This is a genomic window from Antarctobacter sp. (assembly GCF_965277915.1).
Lineage (GTDB): Bacteria > Pseudomonadota > Alphaproteobacteria > Rhodobacterales > Rhodobacteraceae > Antarctobacter.
Window position 1 is genome coordinate 88,193 of record NZ_OZ255849.1, and the last position, 19,472, is coordinate 107,664.

Below are 19,472 nucleotides of genomic sequence, written 5' to 3' on the forward strand. Positions count from 1 at the left end.
CTGCGATGCAGGATCTCAGCGCGGTCGGCGAGGCCTCGGAGGGGTTCGGCGCCGTGCCGTCGCCCAGCAGGACCGGCGACTAGCCGCGAGTAATCCAGCGTGTCGCGGACATCGTTGATCGCGTAGCCAAGCCCGGAGGTGACGCCGAAGTATTCAGACCGGTCAATTTTTTGGTCATGAAATCAGGTGGACTGCCCGTATTCGGGCTAGGGTCAGGACCCATTGATTTCAGAGGGGTGTCGTGATTCACGGTTCGAAAAAGAGCGGTGAACATGTCTGATCTATTCTGGCTGACCGATGCCCAGGTGGCGCGTCTCGAGCCTTTCTTTCCGAAGTCCCACGGCAAACCCCGCGTCGATGATCGGCGTGTGCTGAGTGGGATTATCTTTATCAACCGCAATGGGTTACGATGGCGCGATGCGCCTGCAGCCTATGGTCCACACAAGACGCTCTACAACCGCTGGAAGCGATGGAGTGATAAAGGCGTTTTTGCCCGAATGATGGCTGGTTTGGCTGCTGAACACGGTGAGACGAAGACAGTCATGATCGACGCGACATACCTCAAGGCCCACCGGACAGCGACCAGCATGGGCGTCAAAAAGGGGGGCGTGGGCGCCTGATTGGTCGCACCAAGGGCGGCATGAACACCAAGCTGCATGCCATCTGCGACAGCCAAGGACGCCCGCTTGATCTGTTCGTGACCGCCGGACAGGTGAGCGACTACATCGGGGCGCGCGCCTTGCTCAGCAGCCTGCCGAACGTCGATTGGTTGCTTGGTGACCGCGGCTATGATGCCGACTGGTTCCGAGAAGCGTTGCAAGACAAAGGGATACGCGCATGTATCCCCGGTCGAAAGCAGCGCAAGAAACCTGTAAAGTACGACAAGCGTCGCTACAAACGGCGCAACCGGATCGAGATCATGTTCGGCAGGCTGAAGGACTGGCGGCGTGTTGCGACCCGGTACGACAGATGCCCGAAGGTCTTCCTATCAGCCATCGCTCTCGCCGCAGCCGTCATCTACTGGCTTTGAAACTCAATGAGTCCAGACCCTAGGGGGTTTGCAGTCAGGTAAAAACGCGGATTTTTTGAGCGGTTCAGGCGAATGGAAACGTTGTCGATATATGTTTGAAAATGCGTATCCGCCAGAATCACCCAGATGCCGCGAAATGTGCCTCTGTCACCGCGTCAGTGGAAAATCGGACCAATCTGTCTTGTATTTGCCTCCTGATGCGGGATGCGGGTATCGGCTCGACCGCGCGCGACGGGCGCGCGTCGCAAGCAAAAGGTGGCGCGATGGATGATGGTCTGAACGAGGTCTACCTGGATGACAGCGGCGGCTGGAGCTTTGCGTCGATGCCGGCAAGGAACGCGCGTGACCGCATCATGAGCTCGGTCTCGCATCTATTTGCAGCCACGGGTTCGACGCCATCCTGGACCGGGCCGGCACCGCCAAGGCGCCGCTTTATCATCACTTCCGCTCCAAGGAAGAGCTGATCTCGACGGTTCTACAGGCCGAGGGCGACACCTGGCGTGATTGATTCTTCGGGCGGCTGTTCCAGGTCGAAGGGCCTGCGAGCAACCGCCTGCTTGCGGTTATCGACGTGCTGGAGGACCGGGTCGCCGCTCAGCATTCAGGCGACGCAGGCTTTGCCCGCACGGCCCGGCGACTGGCGGACTGCCACCCGAATATGGTTCTGGCTCGGACGGGCCGAGAGCTTTTGCCCGACGCGGCGGCCTTTACTGTTTGCGGTGCCTTGCCCTTTGCTGCTCGGACTGCGTAACATTGCGACCGAGACGACTGTCCGGGCTGCCCGGCCTCCGCCCTCTTGGTGAATTCCAACTGGCGGCGAACTGAATGGGTGCTTAGATCTTGTAATTGACAGCCATGAACGGTGGGCGCGAAAACGGCGCGACACCCGGCATATCCGCGACGGTCATGCACAGCGCCGCGGCAACCGACAAAGGGAGGTGACCTTGCGATATCACACACCAACGACATTCGAGGATGCCGCGCAACTGGCCGCACAGGCCAAGGGGCTGACGCGGTTTCTGGCCGGGGGCACCGATGTGCTGGTCCAGATGCGGGCCGGCATGGTGCAGCCGGATGACCTGATCGACCTGAAAAAGATCGCCGGTGTTTCCGAAATCACGGCCACGGACGATGGCGGCTGGCGCATCGGAGTCGCGGTTCCGGGCATCGCGCTGGGCGCGCATGAGGGGCTGTGCGCCGACTGGCCCGGCGTGGTCGAAGGGATGGAGCTTGTCGGCTCGACACAGATCCAGGGGCGCGCGACGCTGACGGGCAACCTCTGCAACGGATCACCTGCGGCGGATTCGGTGCCCGGGCTGGTCGCGGCGGGCGCCTCGGTCGAGATCACGGGACCGGATGGAACCCGCACAGTGCCGGTCGAGGACATCCCCGTCAGCCCGGGCAAGACCGCTCTGGAGGCCGGAGAGCTGATCTCGGCCATCCTGCTGCCGCCGCGCGGCCAGAACGCGGGTGACGCCTACCTTCGGTTCATCCCGCGCACGGAAATGGACATCGCCGTCGTCGGCAGCGCGGTCAGCCTGCGCCTTGACGGCGACACCGTTTCCGAGGCCCGCGTCGCGCTGGGCGCCGTCGCACCAACGGTCAAGCTGGTGCCCGAGGCGGCAGAGGCCATCATCGGAACTACATTGGATGAATCGGCGCTGGAGGCACTGGCCAAGGCGGCCAGCGCTGCCTGTTCGCCCATCGACGACAAACGCGGCACGGTCGCTTTCCGGACGGAGGTGGCCGGCGTGCTGACAAAACGGGCGGCGTTGATCGCCAAGGCCCGCGCAAAAGGAGACACCGCATGAGCAAGGTTCATGTCACCACGAGCGTGAACGGCGACGAGGTCGAGTTCCTGGCCGATCCGCGCGAAACGCTGCTGGATTGCCTGCGCGATCACATCGGCCTGACCGGCTCGAAAGAGGGCTGCGGCACCGGCGACTGCGGTGCCTGTTCTGTCACGCTGGACGGCGCGCTGGTTTGTTCCTGCCTCGTCCTGGGGGTCGAGGCGGACGGCAAGCGCGTCGAGACCATCGAGGGCATGGCAGACGGCGCAGAGCTGCACCCGCTGCAGCGCAAGTTCATCGAACATGCGGCCCTGCAGTGCGGTTTCTGCACGCCGGGCATCCTGGTCGCGGCGAAGAAGCTGTTGGAAACGAACCCGAACCCGACAGAGGAAGAGGTCCGCTACTGGCTGGCGGGCAACCTCTGCCGCTGCACCGGGTATGACAAGATCATCCGCGCCGTCATGGATGCGGCTGCGGAACTTCGGCAGGAGGCTGCGTGATGGCAAAGGACGAGTTCAAGGAATTCAAGCTGGTCGGCACGCGCCCCGATCGCCCGGACGGTCTGGACAAGGTCACGGGCCGCGCGCGTTACGGTGCCGATATCTCGGCGCCGGGAATGCTCTGGGCCGCGGTGCTGCGCAGCCCGCATGCCCATGCGCGGATCGTCAAGATAGACACGTCGAAGGCCGAGGCCCTGAGCGGCGTCAAGGCGGTGATCACGCGGGCCGATTTTCCCACCGGGCTGACCGGCGAGGACTGGAACCTGCAGGAAAACACGATGGCCGGGGAACGCGCGCTTTATGACGGTCATGCCGTCGCCGCCGTCGCCGCCACGTCCAAGCTGCGGGCCGAAGAGGCCGTGCGCCTGATCGAGGTCGAATACGAGGTCCTTCCCCATGTCATCGACGTGGATGATGCGATCAAACCCGACGCGCCGGTGATCCGCGAAGGCGCCGCCGACGCCACGGTGCCCGAGGGCATGCCGCCCAACGTCGTGCGCTACATGGAGTTCGGCCGCGGCGACGTGGAAGCGGGCTTTGCCGCGGCCGACCTGGTCATGGAAAAGACCTACAAGACCGAGGCCACGCACCAGGGCTATATCGAACCGCACGCCTGCATGGGCCAGATGGGCGCCGACGGCAAAGGCGAGATGTGGGTCTGCACCCAGGGCCAGTGGTTCATCCGCAAGATGTGCACCGCCGTGCTGGGGCTGGAAACCTCGCAGCTGCGCGTGACACCGTCCGAAATCGGCGGCGGCTTTGGCGGCAAGACAACCATCTTCATGGAGCCGCTGTCTCTGGCGCTGTCGAAGAAGGCGGGTGGCAAACCGGTCAAGCTGGTCATGAGCCGGTCCGAGGTGCTGCGCGCCACCGGACCGACGGCCTCGGCCTCGATGGACGTCAAGATCGGCATGAAGAAGGACGGCACCATCACTGGCGCCCGGGCAGAGTTCCGGATGCAGGGCGGCGCCTTTCCCGGCTCTCCGGTGGACATGGCGCTGTACTGCTGCTTTGCGCCCTACAAGCTGGAGAACGTCGAACACATTGGCTATGACGTGCTGGCCAACCGTCCGAAATGCGCCGCCTACCGCGCGCCGGGGTCGCCGATGGGCGCCTTCGCGGTTGAAAGCCTGCTGGACGAGATGTGTCGCGAACTGGGCGTCGACCCGCTGGAAATGCGCCTGAAGAACGCGGTGCGCGAAGGCGATACCGCCAGCTACGGGCCGAAATACGGCTCCATCGGGCTGGTCGAGACGCTGGAGGCGACCAAGGCGCATCCCAACCTCTCTATCCCGCTGGGACCGAACCAGGGCAGGGGGATCGCTGCCGGGTACTGGTTCAACCACAATGGCGAGACCTCTGTCAGCCTGGCGATTTCCGAGGACGGGACCGCGCAGGTGTCGGTGGGCACACCGGACATCGGCGGCAGCCGTGCCTCGATCGCGCTGATGACGGCGGAAACACTGGGCATCCCCTACGAGGATGTGCGCGTGAACGTGGTCGAAACCGGCGCCTTGGGCGTGAACGAGCCGACCCACGGCAGCCGTGCGACCTTTGCCAGTGGCAAGGCTGCGGTGGTCGCGGCGGGCCATGCCATTACCGAGATGTGCAAGCGCGCGGCGAATGAATGGGGCATCGATCCCGAGGCCGTGGAATGGGTCGACGGTGCGGCGCAGCCGGCGGGTGACAACGCGGGGAAATTCCCGCCCATGACCATCGCCGAGATCGCGGGCAAGATGGGATCGACCGGCGGGCCGATCTCGGGCCACCACGAATCCGTGCCCGAGGGCGTCGGCGCCTCGTTCGGCTGTCATGTCGTCGATGTCGAGGTCGATCCGGAAACCGGGCGCACCACGATCCTGCGCTACCTGGTCGTGCAGGACGCGGGTCGCGCCATCCACCCCGCCTATGTCGAGGGCCAGTACCAGGGCGGTGCCGCGCAGGGCATCGGCTGGGCCCTGAACGAGGCTTATATCTATGGCGAGGACGGGCGTCTGCAGAACTCGGTCTTCCTGGATTACCGCGTGCCGGTGGCCTCTGACCTGCCGATGATCGACACGGTCATCGTCGAGGTGCCGAACCCGGGCCACCCCTACGGCGTGCGCGGCGTGGGCGAGACCGGCATCACGCCGCCGCTGCCCGCCATCGCCAACGCAATCCAGGAAGCAACCGGCGCGCGCCTTTGCGATCTGCCGATGTCGCCGCCCAAAGTGCTGGCGGCGATCAAGGCAAAGGGGGGCTGATGGTTGCCATCAACCTTTGGTCCAGCCTGACGCGCTTTACCGAGGGCGCCCGCGTGGTCGAGGTCGAGGCCGAAACTGTCGGGGGCGCACTGGATGGGTTGGTCGCGGCCCATCCGGGGCTTGAACCGATCATCGAAGCGGGCGTTTCGGTCGTCGTCGACGGTGAGGTCGCTCCGAACCGCCATACCAAGGTGCCCGAGGGTGCCGAGGTCGTGCTGATGCAGCGGCTCAAGGGCGGCTGAACCAGTCAGCCGGACAATGGCCCCCGCCGGAGCGATCCGGCGGGGGCATTTCGTTTCGAGGGGGGGAGACCGTGGCATGAACCCTGCCGAATGGCTGACCCGCACTGCGACCCGCTGGCCCGCGCGTCCGGCGCTGTTCAAGGGCATGGCCTGCGATGCGGATTACAGCGCCTTTGCCGCCCGGGCTGCGGGCATTGGCGCGGCTCTTGCCGCGCGTGGGATTGGCCGCGGCGACCGGGTGGCGCTTTTCATGGCGAACCGCACCGAGTACCTAGAGGCGCTCTATGGCGTCTGGTGGGCCGGGGCCGCCGCGGTGCCGATCAACGGAAAACTGCATCCGCGCGAAGCGGCCTGGATCGTCAAGGACGCGGAGGCGGCGCTGGTCTTTACCGATGACAAGAGCGCCAGCGCACTGATCGGGATGAGCCCGGCGCCGATGATCTCGACCGAGGGTGTTGAGTTTCATGACTTGCGCGCAATGGCCTCTTTGGGCGGCCCTGCATCCCTGGCCCGGGATGACATGGCCTGGCTGTTCTATACTTCCGGCACGACCGGACGCCCCAAGGGGGTGACGATTACCTGCGAAAACATCGCCGCCATGACGATGAGCTATTTCGCGGATGTGGACGACGTACATGCGGAGGATGCGATCCTTTATGCCGCCCCGATGAGCCACGGTGCCGGTCTGTACAACTTCATGCATGTGCTGCGCGGGGCCCGTCACGTTGTTCCCGAAAGCGGCGGGTTCGACGCTGGGGAAATCCTGCGGATCGCCCCCGAAATCGGTCCCGTGTCGATGTTCGCCGCGCCCACGATGGTGCGCCGGCTGGTGGACGTGGCCAAGGCAAACGGCAGTACCGGCGAGGGCTTGCGCACCGTGGTCTATGCCGGAGGACCGATGTACGAGGCGGATATTCTGGAGGCGGTTCAGCAAATGGGGCCGCGTTTCGTGCAGATCTACGGGCAGGGGGAATGCCCGATGGGAATCACCGCCCTGCCGCGTGCAGACGTGGCTGACCGCCGGACGCCGGGCTGGCGCGCACGGCTGAACTCTGTCGGGCGCGCGCAAAGCCTGGTCGAGGTCGCGATCCTGGACGACGAAGGCGCGGAACTGCCCGCTGGCGAAGTGGGGGAAATCGCTGTGCGCGGTGCCACAGTGATGCCCGGCTACTGGCGCAATCCCGAGGCCACGGCAAGCGCGCTGCGCGACGGCTGGCTCTGGACCGGCGACATGGGCCGCATGGATGCCGAGGGCTATGTGACCCTGCACGACAGGTCCAGGGACATGATCATCTCTGGCGGGTCGAACATCTACCCGCGCGAGGTCGAGGAAGTGCTGTTGTCGCATCCCTCGGTCAGCGAGGTTGCCGTCGTTGGCCAGCGGGATCCGGAATGGGGAGAGGTCGTGGTGGCCTTTGTCGTCTGCCAGCCCGGACAGATCGTGGATTCGTCGGAACTGGACAGGCTCTGCCTTGACCGGATTGCGCGGTTCAAGCGTCCGAAACACTACCGCTTTGCCGAGGCGCTGCCCAAGAACAACTATGGCAAGGTGCTGAAAACAGACTTGCGCCGGCAACTTGCGGAAGAGGACGGCTGAAGCGGTCCGATCGCCGCAGGTGGGCAGGGTTCACAGGAACGCAACAAATCTGTCACCTGGGTGAAGCACTGAGGGTCTAGGCGCTGCCGAAACGCGAACAACAAGCTGGCAGACCGGTGTCCGACCGCACGATCTTCTTGTCCGATGTCCATTTGGGAACCCGGGGCTGCCGGGCGGAACTGCTTGTCCAGTTCCTGAACAAGCACGACGCCGAGACGCTCTACCTGGTCGGGGATATCTTCGACGGGTGGCGGTTGCAGCGCGGCTGGCACTGGCCGGAGGCGCATAACGACGTCGTGCAGGCGGTGCTGGAAAAGGCGCACAACGGCACCCGCGTCGTGTTCATCCCCGGCAACCACGACGAGGTCATGCGCAACTACTTCGGCGTCCATTTCGGGGGCATCGAGGTCAAGAACCAGGACGATTTCCGCGCCGCCGACGGCAGGCGTTACCTGGTGACGCATGGCGACGAATTCGACGCGGTGGTGATGAACGCCAAGTGGCTGGCCCACCTGGGCGACAGCGCCTACGCCATGCTGATCTGGCTGAACCCCCGGATCAACCGGGTCCGCCGCCTGTGGTCCCGCCGCTACTGGTCGCTGTCCAAGTGGAGCAAGCAGCAGGTCAAGCAGGCGGTCAACTACATCTGCAAGTTCGAGGAAGTGCTGGCCCAGGACGCGCGCCAAAAAGGCTATGACGGGGTGATCTGCGGCCATATCCACCACGCGGCGATCCGCGAAATCGGCGAGATCCGCTACATCAACACCGGCGACTGGGTCGAAAGCTGCACCGCGATCATCGAGAACCACGCAGGCGAGATGCGGCTGGTCGACTGGGAAGCCCGGAACAACCGTCAACACATGCTGAAACAGCGCGCCAGGCGCCGGGCCCGAAACAGCCAGAAAAGACAGACCAGACAGGAAGCATGATGAGCGACACGACCAGCGAACTGATCGGCGAAGCGGTCTACCAGAACAGGTCCTTCTCACTCGCGTCTCTGTCCGACCGGGTCTTTGCACGGCTGTTCCGGGGATTGGTCTATCCGCAGATCTGGGAGGATCCGGTCTGCGACATGACAGCCTTGAACCTTGGCCGCGAGGATCACGTCGTCTGCATCGCCTCGGGCGGCTGCAACATGATGAGCTATCTGACCGCGCGGCCTGCGTCGGTCACCGCGGTGGACCTGTCGCCCTGGCACGTCGAGTTGAATAGGCTGAAACTGGAGGCCGCGCAGCGCCTGCCCGATCACGCGAGTTTCTACGCGCTGTTCGGCCATGCGGACAGGGCGGAAAACCCGGCGTTGCTGGATCGCTATGTCTTGCCCTACCTTGACTCGCAGGCGCGCGCCTTCTGGAACGGGCGCGAGCGTTTCCGCCGCCGCAAGTCCATGTTTGCACGCGGGTTCTACCGTTTCGGCGTGCTGGGCACCTTTCTGGGGACAGTGCATCTCGTGGCGCGGATCGGCGGCGTGGATTTCACCCGGCTTCTGAATGCCCGGACGCTGGACGACCAGCGCGCCTTTTTCGAGGACGAGATCAAGCCGCTCTACCGTTCGCGCCTTGTCCGGTTTGCCGCCCGGCGCCGGGCCTCGCTGTTTGGGCTGGGCATTCCCCCGGCGCAATACGACAAGCTGGCCGCCGATGCCGATGGCGACATCGTCAAGGTGCTTGAGGAACGCACTCGCAAGCTGTTTTGCGACTTCCCGATCGGCGAGAATTACTTTGCCTGGCAGGCCGCCAATCGCGGCTACAAGGAAGACGGCACTGGCCCGGTGCCCCCATACCTGGAAAAGCGGAATTTCGAGGCGCTGCGCGCCACGGCGGGCCGCGCGACGGTGCTGAACCGCTCCATCACCGATGTGCTGGCAGAGGCCCCGGCAGCGTCGAAATCGGTCTATGTCCTGCTGGATGCGCAGGACTGGATGACGGACGACCAGCTGGCCGCCCTGTGGCGCGAGATCACCCGCACGGCCATGCCCGGGGCGCGGGTCCTTTTCCGCACCGGCGGTGGCCCGGACATCCTGCCCGGGCGGGTCCCGGCAGAGCTGCTGGATCAGTGGGCCTACGACGCCACCGCGTCAGAGCGCGCCTTTGCCGAGGATCGCTCGGCAATCTACGGCGGCGTCCACCTCTATCGTCGGAAGGCGTGAGCGGATGAGCGAGGTCGCGGATCACGGGCGGCTGATGGACGATGTCTATCGCTACCAACGTCTATTTTACGACATCAGCCGCAAGTACTATCTGCTGGGCCGTGACCACCTGATCGCCAACATGCAGGTCCAGCCGGGTGACCGGGTGCTGGAAGTGGCCTGTGGCACCGGGCGCAACCTGGCCGCGATCCGCGAGCGGCATCCGCGCGCGCTGCTCTTCGGGCTGGATATCTCGGACCAGATGCTGATCTCCGCGCGCCGCAAACTGGACGGCGCGGCGCGTCTGGCGCAGGCCGACGCCTGTTCATTCGACCCCGAGGCGCTGTTCGGTGAGGCGCAATTCGACCACATCGTGTTCTCCTACAGCCTGTCGATGATCCCCGACTGGCAAGGCGCGCTGGCCGAGGCCATGCGCCACCTCGCCCCGGGCGGCACCCTGCATGTCGTGGATTTCGGCGACCAGGGGCGCCTGCCGGACTGGTTCAAACGCGGCTTGCGCGGCTGGTTGGCCCGGTTCCATGTCACGCCGCGCGATACATTGGGGGCGGCGTTGCAGGAGATGGCAGAAGGCACCGCAGCCCTGAGCGCATGCTGCCTGTACCGGGGCTATGCGGTTTACGGCCGTCTGACCCGCCCACCGGGCCGCTAGGGCGCCCCGGCGATCCAGATCAGGGCGGTCATCAACAGGAGAGAGGACAGCGCACAGGCGATTGTCCGTACCGTGTTCCAGAATGTCCAGCGCGGCAGGTAGGTCCCGGTCCAATACTCCAGCGCCGTTGCGCCGGTCGGATCCATTACCGCCAACCGCTCGTTCATCGGCACGTTGCGGATCACGGTGACACCGAAACACCCGACCAGGTAGACCAGCCCGGCAAGCAGGATCAGCCTGTTGGCAGGGGTGTCCAGGCTCAGCACGGCAAATCCCGACAGCAGCAGCGACACGGGGGCCATCCCCATGAAGAGGATCATGAAGACCCAGCGGAAGACCTCGCGGTTGATGACCTGCATGGCCTCGACGCCGCCGGACCCGCTGGTCCGGGAAAGTGAGCGCATGATGAAATCGGAGAAGGCCAGGAAAACGCCGGCCAACAGGGCATAGGCAAGAATGGCGCCCTGCAGGAGGGCCAGGAAGATCGTCGTCATGTCAGGGGTCCTTTTTCAGGCAATCTCGGGGCGGGACGGCAGACACCGTCCCGCCAAGGCGATGTCAGGTCGTCGGGACGGCGCCTTGTGGTGCAGAGGTCCGCAGACCCCGGCGAAAGGCCAGAAGGCAAAGCACGGCGATGCCGATCTCGAAGGCCAGTGCCCCGAGGATACCGCCAGAGGGCACTCCGTCGGCCAGCAGACCGATAAGTCGGCCCGCCGGGAAGCCGATGTACACGGTCAGCGCGGCCACCTGTGCAACCCGGCGCATGGCACTGTTCACCATGCCCCACAGCATCAGACCGCCCAGCACGGCCAGCCCGGCCCCGGGCGCACGCAGCTCGCTCAGCAGGCTCGCGTCATGTGGCAAGGTGATGCCGTAGCCGGCATAGAACCGGTGCGGGATGGCAAGGATGCAGAGACCGATGGCCAGCGCCGTGATGCCCGCGATCCCGAGCGTGATCTTCTGAAAAGGTGAAAAAGCCATTTGAGATCCTTTCCTGCGACAGGGTGAAGGTCAGGCCGCGAGCGGCCATTTGCCGGCCTGGGCTGCCGCGCGCGCAAAGTCGGCGAAGTCCCGGGGCGCCCGGCCAAGAGCGCGCTGCACGCCATCACCGAGACTGGCGTTGCGGCCGTCCAGCGTTTCGCGCGCGATGGCGGTAAAGACGTCAGCGACGAACTCGCCCCCGGCGCTGGCCACGTTGGCGTGGAACTCCTCGAATGAAATCGGGAGGTGCCGGATCGGGCGACCGATGGCGGTGGACAATTCCCCGGCCATGTCGGCAAAGCTCATCAGGCGGGGGCCCGTCACCTCGTACAACTCGCCTTCGTGGCCGCCTTCGGTCAGTGCGGCGACCACGACGGCGGAAATGTCTTCCACGTCGATGATCGGTTCCACGACGTCACCGCCAGGCATCGGCAGGACGCCGGCCAGCACCGGATCGCGCAGGTAGCCTTCGCTGAAGTTCTGCGCGAACCAGGCGGCGCGCACGATGGTGAAATCCGGACCGGCATTGCGCACAACCTCTTCACCCAGACGGGCGTGGTGTTCGCCCCGCCCCGAAAGCAACACGAGGTGTTCGACACCGGCGGCGCGGGCGGTGCGGCACAACGCGTCCAGCTTGTCGACGGCGCCGGGAAAGGCCAGGTCGGGGAAATAGGTGACATAGGCGGCGCGGACACCGGACAGGGCAGGGGCCCAGGTTTCCGGCGCCTCCCAATCGAAGGGGATCGGCGCATTGCGCGATCCAAGACGCACGGCATGGCCAAGCGCCTGAAGTTTGCTTGCGACGCGCGAACCTGTCTTGCCGGTTGCGCCGATGACGAGAATGGGGTGCATGGTCTGTCTCCTTGTCTGGAAGTGATGACAAGGGAATAGGCCGGCGGCGGGCAGCGGGTATTGACCGCCATCGCCAGCGTTTTGACCGTTGTTGCCAATGGGGCGTCAGCCCGCGCCGTAGGCCTTGCGGTAGCTCGCCGGGGTGCGCCCGACCCAGCGCTTGAACGCGCGGGTAAAGGAACTCTGCTCGGAAAACCCGGTCAGGAAGGCGACCTCTGCCAGCGAATACCCCTCGTCGCGCAGCAGCCCTTCGGCCAGTTCGCGGCGGGTCTCGTCGGTCAGGGTCTGAAAGCTCAGCCCTTGTTCGGACAGCCGCCGGTGAAAGCTGCGCGCGCTGAGGCCAAGGCCCCGGGCGATATCGCCCATTCTGGGCAGGCCCTCGCTTAGCGCGCGGGCGATGGCGGCCTTGGACCGGGATTCCAGCGTATCCTCCCCGACAATCTCGGACAGTTCCTCGTCCAGATGCGAGATCAGGAAGCGCGTGATGCCCTCATCGCCCAGGATATTCGGCTGTCTGACCGACTCGTGGGAAATCAGTAGCGCGTCCTGATCACTGTCGAAACGGACCGGGCAGCCGAACCAGCTTTCGTGGTGGGACAGGGTGCGCGGCGGCGGATGTTGAAACCGGACCTCGAGCGGGGCAAAGGGCACCGGGCTGACCTGCCGGGCAATTGAGACCGCGCTGGCCAGCGACGTCTCGTTCGAGAGCCTGAGACCGAGCCGCCGCATCCCGGCCCGTTGCAGGACCAGCAGGACGCCGCGCGGATCGGGACGCAGTTCGTATTCCACAACGCTGGTCCAGACACGCGCATAGCGTTCGATTCGCGAAAGCGATCCCATGAGGTCGGGGGCGGCCTTCCAGGCCAGGCCCAGTGCCCCGTATTCGTCACAACGCATGGAGGCGCCGACCTTCAGCGGCAGGTCGGTCGGGTCGACCGTTTCGGCGATCTGTTCCAGCATGTCGTAATAGATGGTCACGGGCACCATGATCTTGGGGTCCCAGGGCGCGTCGTGGTCCAGTCCCAGCCCGCGCAGCAAGCCGGGGCCGTCGACCGCCAGTCCGACGGCCGCGATCACCTTGCGCGGGAAAAGGGATGTCACATAGCCCATGCGGTCCAGTTTACCCATCGTGCCGCATCGTGGTCCAACCCCAAGGCGATGACTGCCCGGTACCCGGAGCAAAACGGCATGCAGCTGGGGTTTTTCGGCTGCGGGGCAGGCATTTCCGCGGCATCGGGTTGCGGTTGCGCCGGTGCCGGTCGTAAGCATCGGCCAGCAAGGCGGACGCCGGGTGTCCGCCACCAGACGCCGGGATCCGCCGGAATCACCGGGGCCTGCGCGCAGCGAGGTAGGGGCGCATGACGACGGGTATCGAGGTCCGAAACATCGGCAAGGACTATGCGGGGAAATCGGCCGTCGCCGAGGTTTCGTTCACGGTGGCCGACCGCGAGCTCTTTGTCATCGTCGGGGAATCCGGCTGTGGCAAGAGCACGCTTTTGCGCCTGATCGCGGGTCTTGAAACGCCGGATCGCGGCGAGATCCTCCTCCACGGCGACAGGGTGGCAGGGCAGGGCACGATGGTGCCGCCCGAACAACGCGGAACCGGGTTTGTCTTTCAGTCCTATGCGCTCTGGCCGCACATGACCGTCCGGGACAACGTGGCCTTTCCGCTGGAAGCGGGAGGCATGTCGCGCAAGGCGGCGGCGCGCTCGGTCGAGACGCACCTTGAAACCGTTTCCTTGCAGGACATGGCGGGGCGCAAGCCCGAGGCCTTGTCCGGCGGCCAGCGCCAACGCGTGGCGCTGGCGCGCTGCCTGGCGGGCGGGGCGCGGACGATCCTCATGGACGAACCGCTGGCCAATCTGGATCCGCACCTGCGCGGAACGATGGAACGCGAATTGCTGCATTTCCATCGCTCGTCCGGGGCAACCACGCTGTACATCACCCACGACCAGCGCGAGGCGATGGCCCTGGCGGACCGCATGGCGGTGATGAAAGGGGGGCGCTTTCTGCAGGTGGGAACGCCGCAGGAGATCTACGAACGGCCCGGGTCCGTCGAGGTGGCGGAATTCATCGGTCATGGCAGCGTCGTCGACGTCCTTTATCGTGACGGCATGGCAGAGCTGTCCGGCTGCCGGTTTGATGTCACCACCGCACCCGGACAGCCGGAGGGGCCGGCGCAGGCGCTGGTGCGCCCCGAGGGGATCGAGATCCTGGAGGACGGCGACGAAGGGCATTTGGCAGGAACGGTGCGCAATGTTCTCTATCGCGGCGGAATCTGGGAAGCGGTTCTGGACCTCGATGCGGGCGCCAGCCTGACGGTGGCCCATCATGCGCCGATGCGGGTCGGGGACCGGCTGGCCCTGCGGATCAAGCGGGCCTGGGTCCTGCCGGGATGAAGGCGCCCGAAGACTGGTTTCCACCGGACGCGCCCCGACTGGCCCATATCAGGCGGGTCATGGAACTGGCCCGAAGGGTCGAGGCGCGGCAGGATTTCGGCGGACGGCTGGTCATTGCCGCCGCCTACCATGACATCGGCTATGCCGAGACCTTTGCCAAGACAGGATTTCACCCGGTCGACGGGGCCATTCTGGCCCGGTCCGACGGCTGCGGTGCCGAGGTTGTCGATGCCGTGTTGCACCATTCCGGCGCGCGCGGGCTCTGCCTGCGGACGCGGCCGGACCTCGCCGGGCACTACGGGCCGACCTGCCGGATGATGGATACGGCGCTCAGCCGGGCGCTGACCTTTTGCGACAACCGGTCCGGCCCGAACGGAGAGACCCTGACCCTGTCCCAACGGATCGCGGACATACGCCAAAGGCACGCGGGCAACCCCGCGCTGCTGGAAACGACCGCTGACCACTTGCCCCTGTTCGAGCGGATCGACGTCGAATTCGCGCCGCTCCTGTCCTGAGGCGGGTCATATCCGCCAGGGCACCACGCCGCGCGGCGCCTGTCGTCCCAGCCGATCCAATGCGGCCATTAAAAGGATCGTGGCCACCACCGTCACGCTGGCCATCGCGGCAGCAAGGGTCGTGTAACCGCCATCCTCGTAATTGTAGATCGTCGTGCCGATGGTCTCGTTCCCGCTAGACCACAGCAGGGCCGAAACCGTGACCTCGTTGTAGGCGGTCAGAAAGACAAGGATCGCCCCCGAGGCTGCCGCCGGTGCGATGAGCGGCAGAAAGATCCGTCGCATCCGAAGTCCGTAGCACGCGCCCGAGATCCGGGCGGCCTCGTCCAGCGCGGGGTCCAGTTGCACGAAGGCGGCGCTGACGGGTTTCAGCGCGATGGAGAAGAACGCGCAGAGATAGGCGACAAGGATGATCCCCAGCGTGTTGTAGAGCGAGACGTTGAACAGCGGCAGGGGCTTGAGAAAGGCGAGGATGAAGGCGATCGAGATCACCAGGCCCGGAATGGCGTAGGTCATCTCGCTCAGCGTTGCGATGCCCAGGCCGGTGCCCCGCACGGGACGCCGGGGCGAGGACATGAAATGCGCGACAAGGATGCTGCCCAGGGCGATGATTCCCGCAGCCGTGGCGGCCGTCAGCGAAGAATTCAGAAAGGCGCGCGCGGTGACGGATTGCCGGAACAGGATCTCGGCAAAATTGTCCAGCGTGATCGTGTCGCCGTTCAGCGGCAGGCCGTAGGTGCGCACCAGGGCCGTCGCCACCAGCGCCGCGATGGGCAGAACCAGCGTGCCCAGCACCAGCAGGGACAGTCCGGCCTCGGTCCAGCCGCGCATGCGTCCCAGGCGGATGTGCAGCGGTGGCTGAGGCGGGCCGATCAGTGTGCTGCGGGCATTCCGCAGCAGCAGCATCTGCAGCAGGATCACCATCACCGCCAGGAGCGCCAGGATCGAGGCGATCACCGCCACGTCGGTCAGCACAGAGGGGCCGAAGCTGGCCAGCCGTTGCCAGATCAGCACCGGCAGGGTGATGTAGCGCGCGGGAATGCCCAGCAGCGCCTGGATGCCGAAATTCCCCAGCGCCGAGACGAAGGCCAGCGCATATCCGGCGATCAGTGTCGGGGCCAGCAGCGGCAGGATGATGCGCCGGAGCAGTCTGCCGCCACCGGCGCCGGCGATCCGTGCGGCATCGCTCATCTCGCGCGGCAGGGCGCGGAGCGCGGCCAGGACAACAAGAAAGACCAGCGGCGTATGCTGGACGCCCAGCAGAAAAATCAGCCCGCCGGGGGAATAGAGGGGGTGCGTGGTGCCCAGTTCCGGCGCGATCCCCAGGCTGCGCAGGATCGGAGAGGACGGGCCCATCGCCTGGATCCAGGCAATCGCCGTGACGTGCGGTGGAATCATCATCGGGATCAGCAGAAGAAAGGTGAAGATACCTTTCCAGCGGATATCGGTCAGACCGATGGCCAGCGCGATCCCGGTGCCCGCGACCAGCGAGATAAGCGACGAGAAAAGGGCGCTTTCCAGTGAATGCGTGAAGGCGCGCCAGACCGAGCGCGAGGACAGCGCATCCGACAGGGGCGCCAGCGAAAGGACGTCGTCCTGTGTCACGCCGACACGCGCCAGCAGGCCCAGCGGAAAGACCAGCAGGGCCAGCGCGAAAAAGGTGACAGCGGCAAGGGTCAGGCCCTCGCCGCTGCGCAGGAAGTTCACCAGCCGCAAGAGGTCAGCCGCCGAAGATCTCGGTGAACTTCATCTTGTTGGCCTGGTCGCTTTCCAGGGCCTTGGCCGGGTCGAAGTCCAGCAGCTTGATGTCGTTCAGCGCAGGGAACCCCTCGGGCGGGGTGATGGCGGGGTGCGCGGGCAGGTATCCCATGTCGGCGGCCAGTTGCTGGCCTTCTTCCGAGATCAGGAAGTCGACAAAGGCCTTGGCGGCGTCCGGGTTCTGCGCGGTCGACAGGATGGCGACCGGCTCTGTCACGGCCGAGACCCCTTCCTCGGGGAAGACGAACTCAACCGGGGCGCCGTCCAGCTTGTTGCGGATCGGCAGGAAGTCGACCACGAACCCATAGAGTTTTTCGCCCCCGGCGACGGCCTTGTAGGTGCCGCCATTGCCGCCTTCGGGGATGGCGCCCTGAGCGGCCAGGCCTTCGTAGAAATCCCAGCCCAGGTCGGGATGCGCGGTGATGGCGGCCATGTGGATGGTCGCCGCGCCGGATGTCAGCGGCGAAGGCATCGCCAGCTTGTCCTTGGCCGCCTCTTTCAGCAGGTCGGCATAAGAGGTCGGGACCATCTCGGCGCCGGTGTTGTAGACGATGCCGGTGGTGATCAGCTTGGTCGAGAAATAATGCCCTTCGGCATCCATCAGCGCGGGGTCATAGGCGCTGGTGTCGGCCTCGGGGTAGGCCATCAGGCGACCTTCGGCCTCGAGCCCTTCCATCGTGACCATGTCGGCGATCAGCAGGACGTCGGGCTGCGGGGCGCCGGCGGCAAATTCGGCGCGCAGCTTTGCCATGACCTTGGTGGTGCCGTCGCGAATCCATTCGACCTCGACCTCCGGGTACTTGGCCTGGAAGGCGTCGACCGTTTGTTGTGCATCGGCATTGGGCTGCGAGGTATACAGCACCAGCTTGCCCGACACCTCGGCCATCGCCGAAGTCGAAAGCAGCGCGGCAGCAAGCGCGGTAAGGGCGAAACGCATGAGGGTCTCCATGATTTGGTTACATCGGCGACGGGCTATCAGAGCAATGTGACAGTCTTTCAACGGTCGGTCCGGTGCTACAGCGCATCCGCCCAGGCGGCCAGCAGCAAAGCGGCCGAGACCGCGCCCGGGTCGACGTGGCCGATGGACCGCTGGCCCAGTTTCCGGGATCGGCCCTTGGCGCTTTGCATCTGCGCGGTGGCCTCTGCGCCACGTCGGGCTGTGTCGCGGGCGCGTTCCAGCGTTTCGCGCAACGAGGCCCCCTCGTTGGACGCAAGCTTTGCCGCCTCTGCGGCGGGCAGCCAGGCGTCCAGCATGGTCTTGTCGCCAAGCGTCGCGCCACCACGCCCCGCGATGCCCTGCGCCATGCCATCCAGCCAGGCGGCGAGCGCCCCTGCATCCAGCGCCCAGCGGTCGGAGACGGCCCGTCCGGCCGCGCCAAAGCCCGAGGCATAGAGCGGCCCGGCCGAGGCGCCGACGGCAGAAAGAAAGCTGTTGGCGATCACTTCGCAGAGGCCGGTGATGGTCATGTCGCGATCGGCGTCGTCCATCGCGTCCAGCACGGCCTTCCAGCCGAGTTCCATCGTGATGCCGTGATCGCCATCGCCGATTTCTCCGTCGAGCGCGCAAAGCCGGTCAACCGCCGCAAAGATCGCCTCGGCCCCCGCCCGCATCATGGCGCGAAACTCTGCCGGGGTGACGTCGCCATCGGTGCGCAGGTTGGCACGATCTCTGGCGTCCGCCACGCGATCGGCCCTGTGTCTATGCCTGCGCGGGCGGGCGGTGCGGGTCACATCGGGTTTGCCGACGCGCAGGGCGGGTGTCTCGCAGGGATGGTCAAGCCATTCCTGCAGCTCTGCGTCCAGCTTCATCAGCGTGATCGAGGCGCCTTCCATGTCCAGCGATGTGCAGTATTCGCCGACCCAGCTGTGGTGGATCGTGATCTGCCGGTCGTCCAGCAGGTGCGCGACACGCCGGTGCAGCAGGTAAAGCTCCATCAGGCTGGTCGAGCCCAGCCCGTTGACCAGCACGGCAACCCGGTCGCCCGCCGTGCAGGCCAATTCATCAAGGATCGGCGGCAGCAGGCGGTCCACGACGGCGTCTGCCCCCTCGGCAGGACCGCGTTCGATGCCCGGCTCGCCGTGGATGCCCATGCCGATCTCCATCTCGCCCACGGGCAGGTCGAAATTGGGGCGCCCGGTCTGGGGCAGGATGCAGGCAGAGAGCGCCACGCCCATCGTTCGCGTGGCCGCGTTCGCGCGCGCGGCGGCCCGTTCGACGGCATCAAATGGCAGGCCAAGATCCGCCGCCGCCCCGGCGACCTTGAAGACAAAGAAATCCCCGGCGATCCCGCGACGCTCTTCTGCCCGGTCCGGCGGGGCAGAGGCGATGTCATCGGTCACGAGGAAAGAGCGCGCGGTGATCCCGTGTTCTGCCAGTCCCTCTTCGGCCATGCCGAAATTCATCACGTCCCCGGTGTAATTGCCGTAGAGGAACAGCACCCCCGCGCCGCCATCGGCGGCAAATCCCGCGTCCATGATCTGCTTCGGTGAGGGAGAGGCAAAGATGTTGCCAAGGGGGGCCGCATCGGCCAGCCCCTTGCCCACATAGCCCGCGAAGGCAGGTTCGTGACCCGAGCCACCCCCGATGACGATACCGACCTTGCCATCGCGCGGGCCGTTCAGCGCGACGATGGCCCGGCCGGTATCGCCTTCGACGCAGATCAGGTCGGGATGGGCCGAGACCATGCCGGACACGAGGTCCTCGATCAGGTGGTCGGGATCGTTGATCAGCTTGCGGTGCTTCTGCGACATGATGCGGCCTCCCTTT

At 65.6% G+C, this 19,472-nt stretch carries 19 protein-coding genes; 12 read left to right on the forward strand and 7 right to left on the reverse strand.

What is annotated here, in order from left to right; genetic code table 11:
- Positions 1–272 precede the first annotated feature (272 nt).
- The 10 genes from ACQY5B_RS01380 to ACQY5B_RS01425 all read left to right on the forward strand — a co-directional run bounded on the left by ACQY5B_RS01380 (position 273) and on the right by ACQY5B_RS01425 (position 10,200).
- A protein-coding gene (locus tag ACQY5B_RS01380) for an IS5 family transposase (protein WP_420328558.1) occupies positions 273–1,030 on the forward strand; the annotation gives its coding sequence in 2 pieces (ribosomal slippage) (positions 273–594 and positions 594–1,030; 759 coding nt in all).
- Positions 1,031–1,430: 400 nt separating this feature from the next.
- A complete protein-coding gene (locus ACQY5B_RS01385) occupies positions 1,431–1,538 on the forward strand; it encodes a TetR family transcriptional regulator (protein WP_424976727.1) in 108 nt (35 codons plus the stop codon).
- A 436-nt stretch (positions 1,539–1,974) separates the two neighbouring features.
- Complete coding sequence (locus tag ACQY5B_RS01390) at positions 1,975–2,841, forward strand: FAD binding domain-containing protein (protein WP_420326736.1); 867 nt, start codon at positions 1,975–1,977, stop codon at positions 2,839–2,841.
- Positions 2,838–3,320 carry a (2Fe-2S)-binding protein gene (locus ACQY5B_RS01395; RefSeq protein ID WP_305967721.1) on the forward strand — a complete coding sequence of 161 codons (483 nt, stop codon included), beginning with the start codon at positions 2,838–2,840 and terminating at the stop codon, positions 3,318–3,320. The genes ACQY5B_RS01390 and ACQY5B_RS01395 overlap by 4 nt, the downstream gene beginning before the upstream one ends.
- Positions 3,320–5,563: a xanthine dehydrogenase family protein molybdopterin-binding subunit gene (locus tag ACQY5B_RS01400; RefSeq protein WP_420326734.1), complete on the forward strand. Its 2,244-nt coding sequence runs from the start codon at positions 3,320–3,322 to the stop codon at positions 5,561–5,563. The genes ACQY5B_RS01395 and ACQY5B_RS01400 overlap by 1 nt, the downstream gene beginning before the upstream one ends.
- On the forward strand, positions 5,563–5,805 hold the full coding sequence (locus tag ACQY5B_RS01405) for a MoaD/ThiS family protein (protein ID WP_420326732.1): 243 nt from the start codon (positions 5,563–5,565) through the stop codon (positions 5,803–5,805). The genes ACQY5B_RS01400 and ACQY5B_RS01405 overlap by 1 nt, the downstream gene beginning before the upstream one ends.
- 76 nt (positions 5,806–5,881) lie before the next feature.
- The gene (locus tag ACQY5B_RS01410; RefSeq protein ID WP_420326731.1) at positions 5,882–7,402 is read left to right on the forward strand and encodes an AMP-binding protein; all 1,521 of its coding nucleotides are present in this window, start codon (positions 5,882–5,884) and stop codon (positions 7,400–7,402) included.
- Between the two features lie 137 nt (positions 7,403–7,539).
- Positions 7,540–8,331, forward strand: a complete 792-nt coding sequence (locus tag ACQY5B_RS01415) for a UDP-2,3-diacylglucosamine diphosphatase (RefSeq protein WP_420326730.1) — start codon at positions 7,540–7,542, stop codon at positions 8,329–8,331.
- Positions 8,331–9,551: a BtaA family protein gene (locus ACQY5B_RS01420; RefSeq protein WP_420326729.1), complete on the forward strand. Its 1,221-nt coding sequence runs from the start codon at positions 8,331–8,333 to the stop codon at positions 9,549–9,551. Before ACQY5B_RS01415 ends, ACQY5B_RS01420 begins: the two co-directional genes overlap by 1 nt.
- Before the next feature lie 4 nt (positions 9,552–9,555).
- Positions 9,556–10,200, forward strand: coding sequence for a class I SAM-dependent methyltransferase (locus ACQY5B_RS01425; protein ID WP_420326728.1), 645 nt, complete (start codon positions 9,556–9,558; stop codon positions 10,198–10,200).
- Here ACQY5B_RS01425 and ACQY5B_RS01430 read toward each other — a convergent pair.
- The 4 genes from ACQY5B_RS01430 to ACQY5B_RS01445 form a co-directional block, all read right to left on the reverse strand.
- On the reverse strand, positions 10,197–10,694 hold the full coding sequence (locus tag ACQY5B_RS01430; RefSeq protein ID WP_420326726.1) for an anthrone oxygenase family protein: 498 nt from the start codon (positions 10,692–10,694) through the stop codon (positions 10,197–10,199). The two genes, ACQY5B_RS01425 and ACQY5B_RS01430, sit on opposite strands and share 4 nt — an antisense overlap.
- 64 nt (positions 10,695–10,758) lie before the next feature.
- Positions 10,759–11,181: a DUF4345 domain-containing protein gene (locus ACQY5B_RS01435; RefSeq protein ID WP_420326725.1), complete on the reverse strand. Its 423-nt coding sequence runs from the start codon at positions 11,179–11,181 to the stop codon at positions 10,759–10,761.
- Positions 11,182–11,211: 30 nt separating this feature from the next.
- Positions 11,212–12,033 carry an SDR family oxidoreductase gene (locus tag ACQY5B_RS01440; protein WP_420326724.1) on the reverse strand — a complete coding sequence of 274 codons (822 nt, stop codon included), beginning with the start codon at positions 12,031–12,033 and terminating at the stop codon, positions 11,212–11,214.
- Between the two features lie 105 nt (positions 12,034–12,138).
- A complete protein-coding gene (locus ACQY5B_RS01445) occupies positions 12,139–13,161 on the reverse strand; it encodes an AraC family transcriptional regulator (protein WP_420326723.1) in 1,023 nt (340 codons plus the stop codon).
- 230 nt (positions 13,162–13,391) lie between these two features.
- Here ACQY5B_RS01445 and ACQY5B_RS01450 point away from each other — a divergent pair, with 230 nt between their 5' ends.
- A complete protein-coding gene (locus ACQY5B_RS01450) occupies positions 13,392–14,432 on the forward strand; it encodes an ABC transporter ATP-binding protein (protein ID WP_420326721.1) in 1,041 nt (346 codons plus the stop codon).
- Positions 14,429–14,947 (forward strand): HD domain-containing protein, encoded by a 519-nt coding sequence (locus ACQY5B_RS01455; RefSeq protein ID WP_420326720.1) that lies wholly within the window; start codon positions 14,429–14,431, stop codon positions 14,945–14,947. The genes ACQY5B_RS01450 and ACQY5B_RS01455 overlap by 4 nt, the downstream gene beginning before the upstream one ends.
- Positions 14,948–14,953: 6 nt before the next feature.
- Here the strand turns inward: ACQY5B_RS01455 and ACQY5B_RS01460 are convergent, their stop codons facing one another.
- The 3 genes from ACQY5B_RS01460 to dhaL form a co-directional block, all read right to left on the reverse strand.
- Positions 14,954–16,654, reverse strand: a complete 1,701-nt coding sequence (locus tag ACQY5B_RS01460) for an ABC transporter permease (RefSeq protein WP_420328555.1) — start codon at positions 16,652–16,654, stop codon at positions 14,954–14,956.
- Positions 16,655–16,667: 13 nt separating this feature from the next.
- Positions 16,668–17,642, reverse strand: a complete 975-nt coding sequence (locus tag ACQY5B_RS01465; RefSeq protein ID WP_420326719.1) for an ABC transporter substrate-binding protein — start codon at positions 17,640–17,642, stop codon at positions 16,668–16,670.
- A gap of 77 nt (positions 17,643–17,719) precedes the next feature.
- A complete protein-coding gene (gene dhaL, locus ACQY5B_RS01470; protein ID WP_420326717.1) occupies positions 17,720–19,456 on the reverse strand; it encodes a dihydroxyacetone kinase subunit DhaL in 1,737 nt (578 codons plus the stop codon).
- Positions 19,457–19,472: the final 16 nt, after the last annotated feature.

What these genes read in the sequence shown, in the direction of transcription:
- ACQY5B_RS01395 (WP_305967721.1), top strand. Translation starts at nt 2,838, where the DNA reads ATGAGCAAGGTTCATGTCACCACGAGCGTGAACGGCGACGAGGTCGAG.
- ACQY5B_RS01400 (WP_420326734.1), top strand. Translation starts at nt 3,320, where the DNA reads ATGGCAAAGGACGAGTTCAAGGAATTCAAGCTGGTCGGCACGCGCCCC.
- ACQY5B_RS01405 (WP_420326732.1), top strand. Translation starts at nt 5,563, where the DNA reads ATGGTTGCCATCAACCTTTGGTCCAGCCTGACGCGCTTTACCGAGGGC.
- ACQY5B_RS01410 (WP_420326731.1), top strand. Translation starts at nt 5,882, where the DNA reads ATGAACCCTGCCGAATGGCTGACCCGCACTGCGACCCGCTGGCCCGCG.
- ACQY5B_RS01420 (WP_420326729.1), top strand. Translation starts at nt 8,331, where the DNA reads ATGAGCGACACGACCAGCGAACTGATCGGCGAAGCGGTCTACCAGAAC.
- ACQY5B_RS01425 (WP_420326728.1), top strand. Translation starts at nt 9,556, where the DNA reads ATGAGCGAGGTCGCGGATCACGGGCGGCTGATGGACGATGTCTATCGC.
- ACQY5B_RS01430 (WP_420326726.1), bottom strand. Translation starts at nt 10,694, where the DNA reads ATGACGACGATCTTCCTGGCCCTCCTGCAGGGCGCCATTCTTGCCTAT.
- ACQY5B_RS01435 (WP_420326725.1), bottom strand. Translation starts at nt 11,181, where the DNA reads ATGGCTTTTTCACCTTTTCAGAAGATCACGCTCGGGATCGCGGGCATC.
- ACQY5B_RS01440 (WP_420326724.1), bottom strand. Translation starts at nt 12,033, where the DNA reads ATGCACCCCATTCTCGTCATCGGCGCAACCGGCAAGACAGGTTCGCGC.
- ACQY5B_RS01445 (WP_420326723.1), bottom strand. Translation starts at nt 13,161, where the DNA reads ATGGGTAAACTGGACCGCATGGGCTATGTGACATCCCTTTTCCCGCGC.
- ACQY5B_RS01450 (WP_420326721.1), top strand. Translation starts at nt 13,392, where the DNA reads ATGACGACGGGTATCGAGGTCCGAAACATCGGCAAGGACTATGCGGGG.
- ACQY5B_RS01455 (WP_420326720.1), top strand. Translation starts at nt 14,429, where the DNA reads ATGAAGGCGCCCGAAGACTGGTTTCCACCGGACGCGCCCCGACTGGCC.
- ACQY5B_RS01465 (WP_420326719.1), bottom strand. Translation starts at nt 17,642, where the DNA reads ATGCGTTTCGCCCTTACCGCGCTTGCTGCCGCGCTGCTTTCGACTTCG.
- dhaL (WP_420326717.1), bottom strand. Translation starts at nt 19,456, where the DNA reads ATGTCGCAGAAGCACCGCAAGCTGATCAACGATCCCGACCACCTGATC.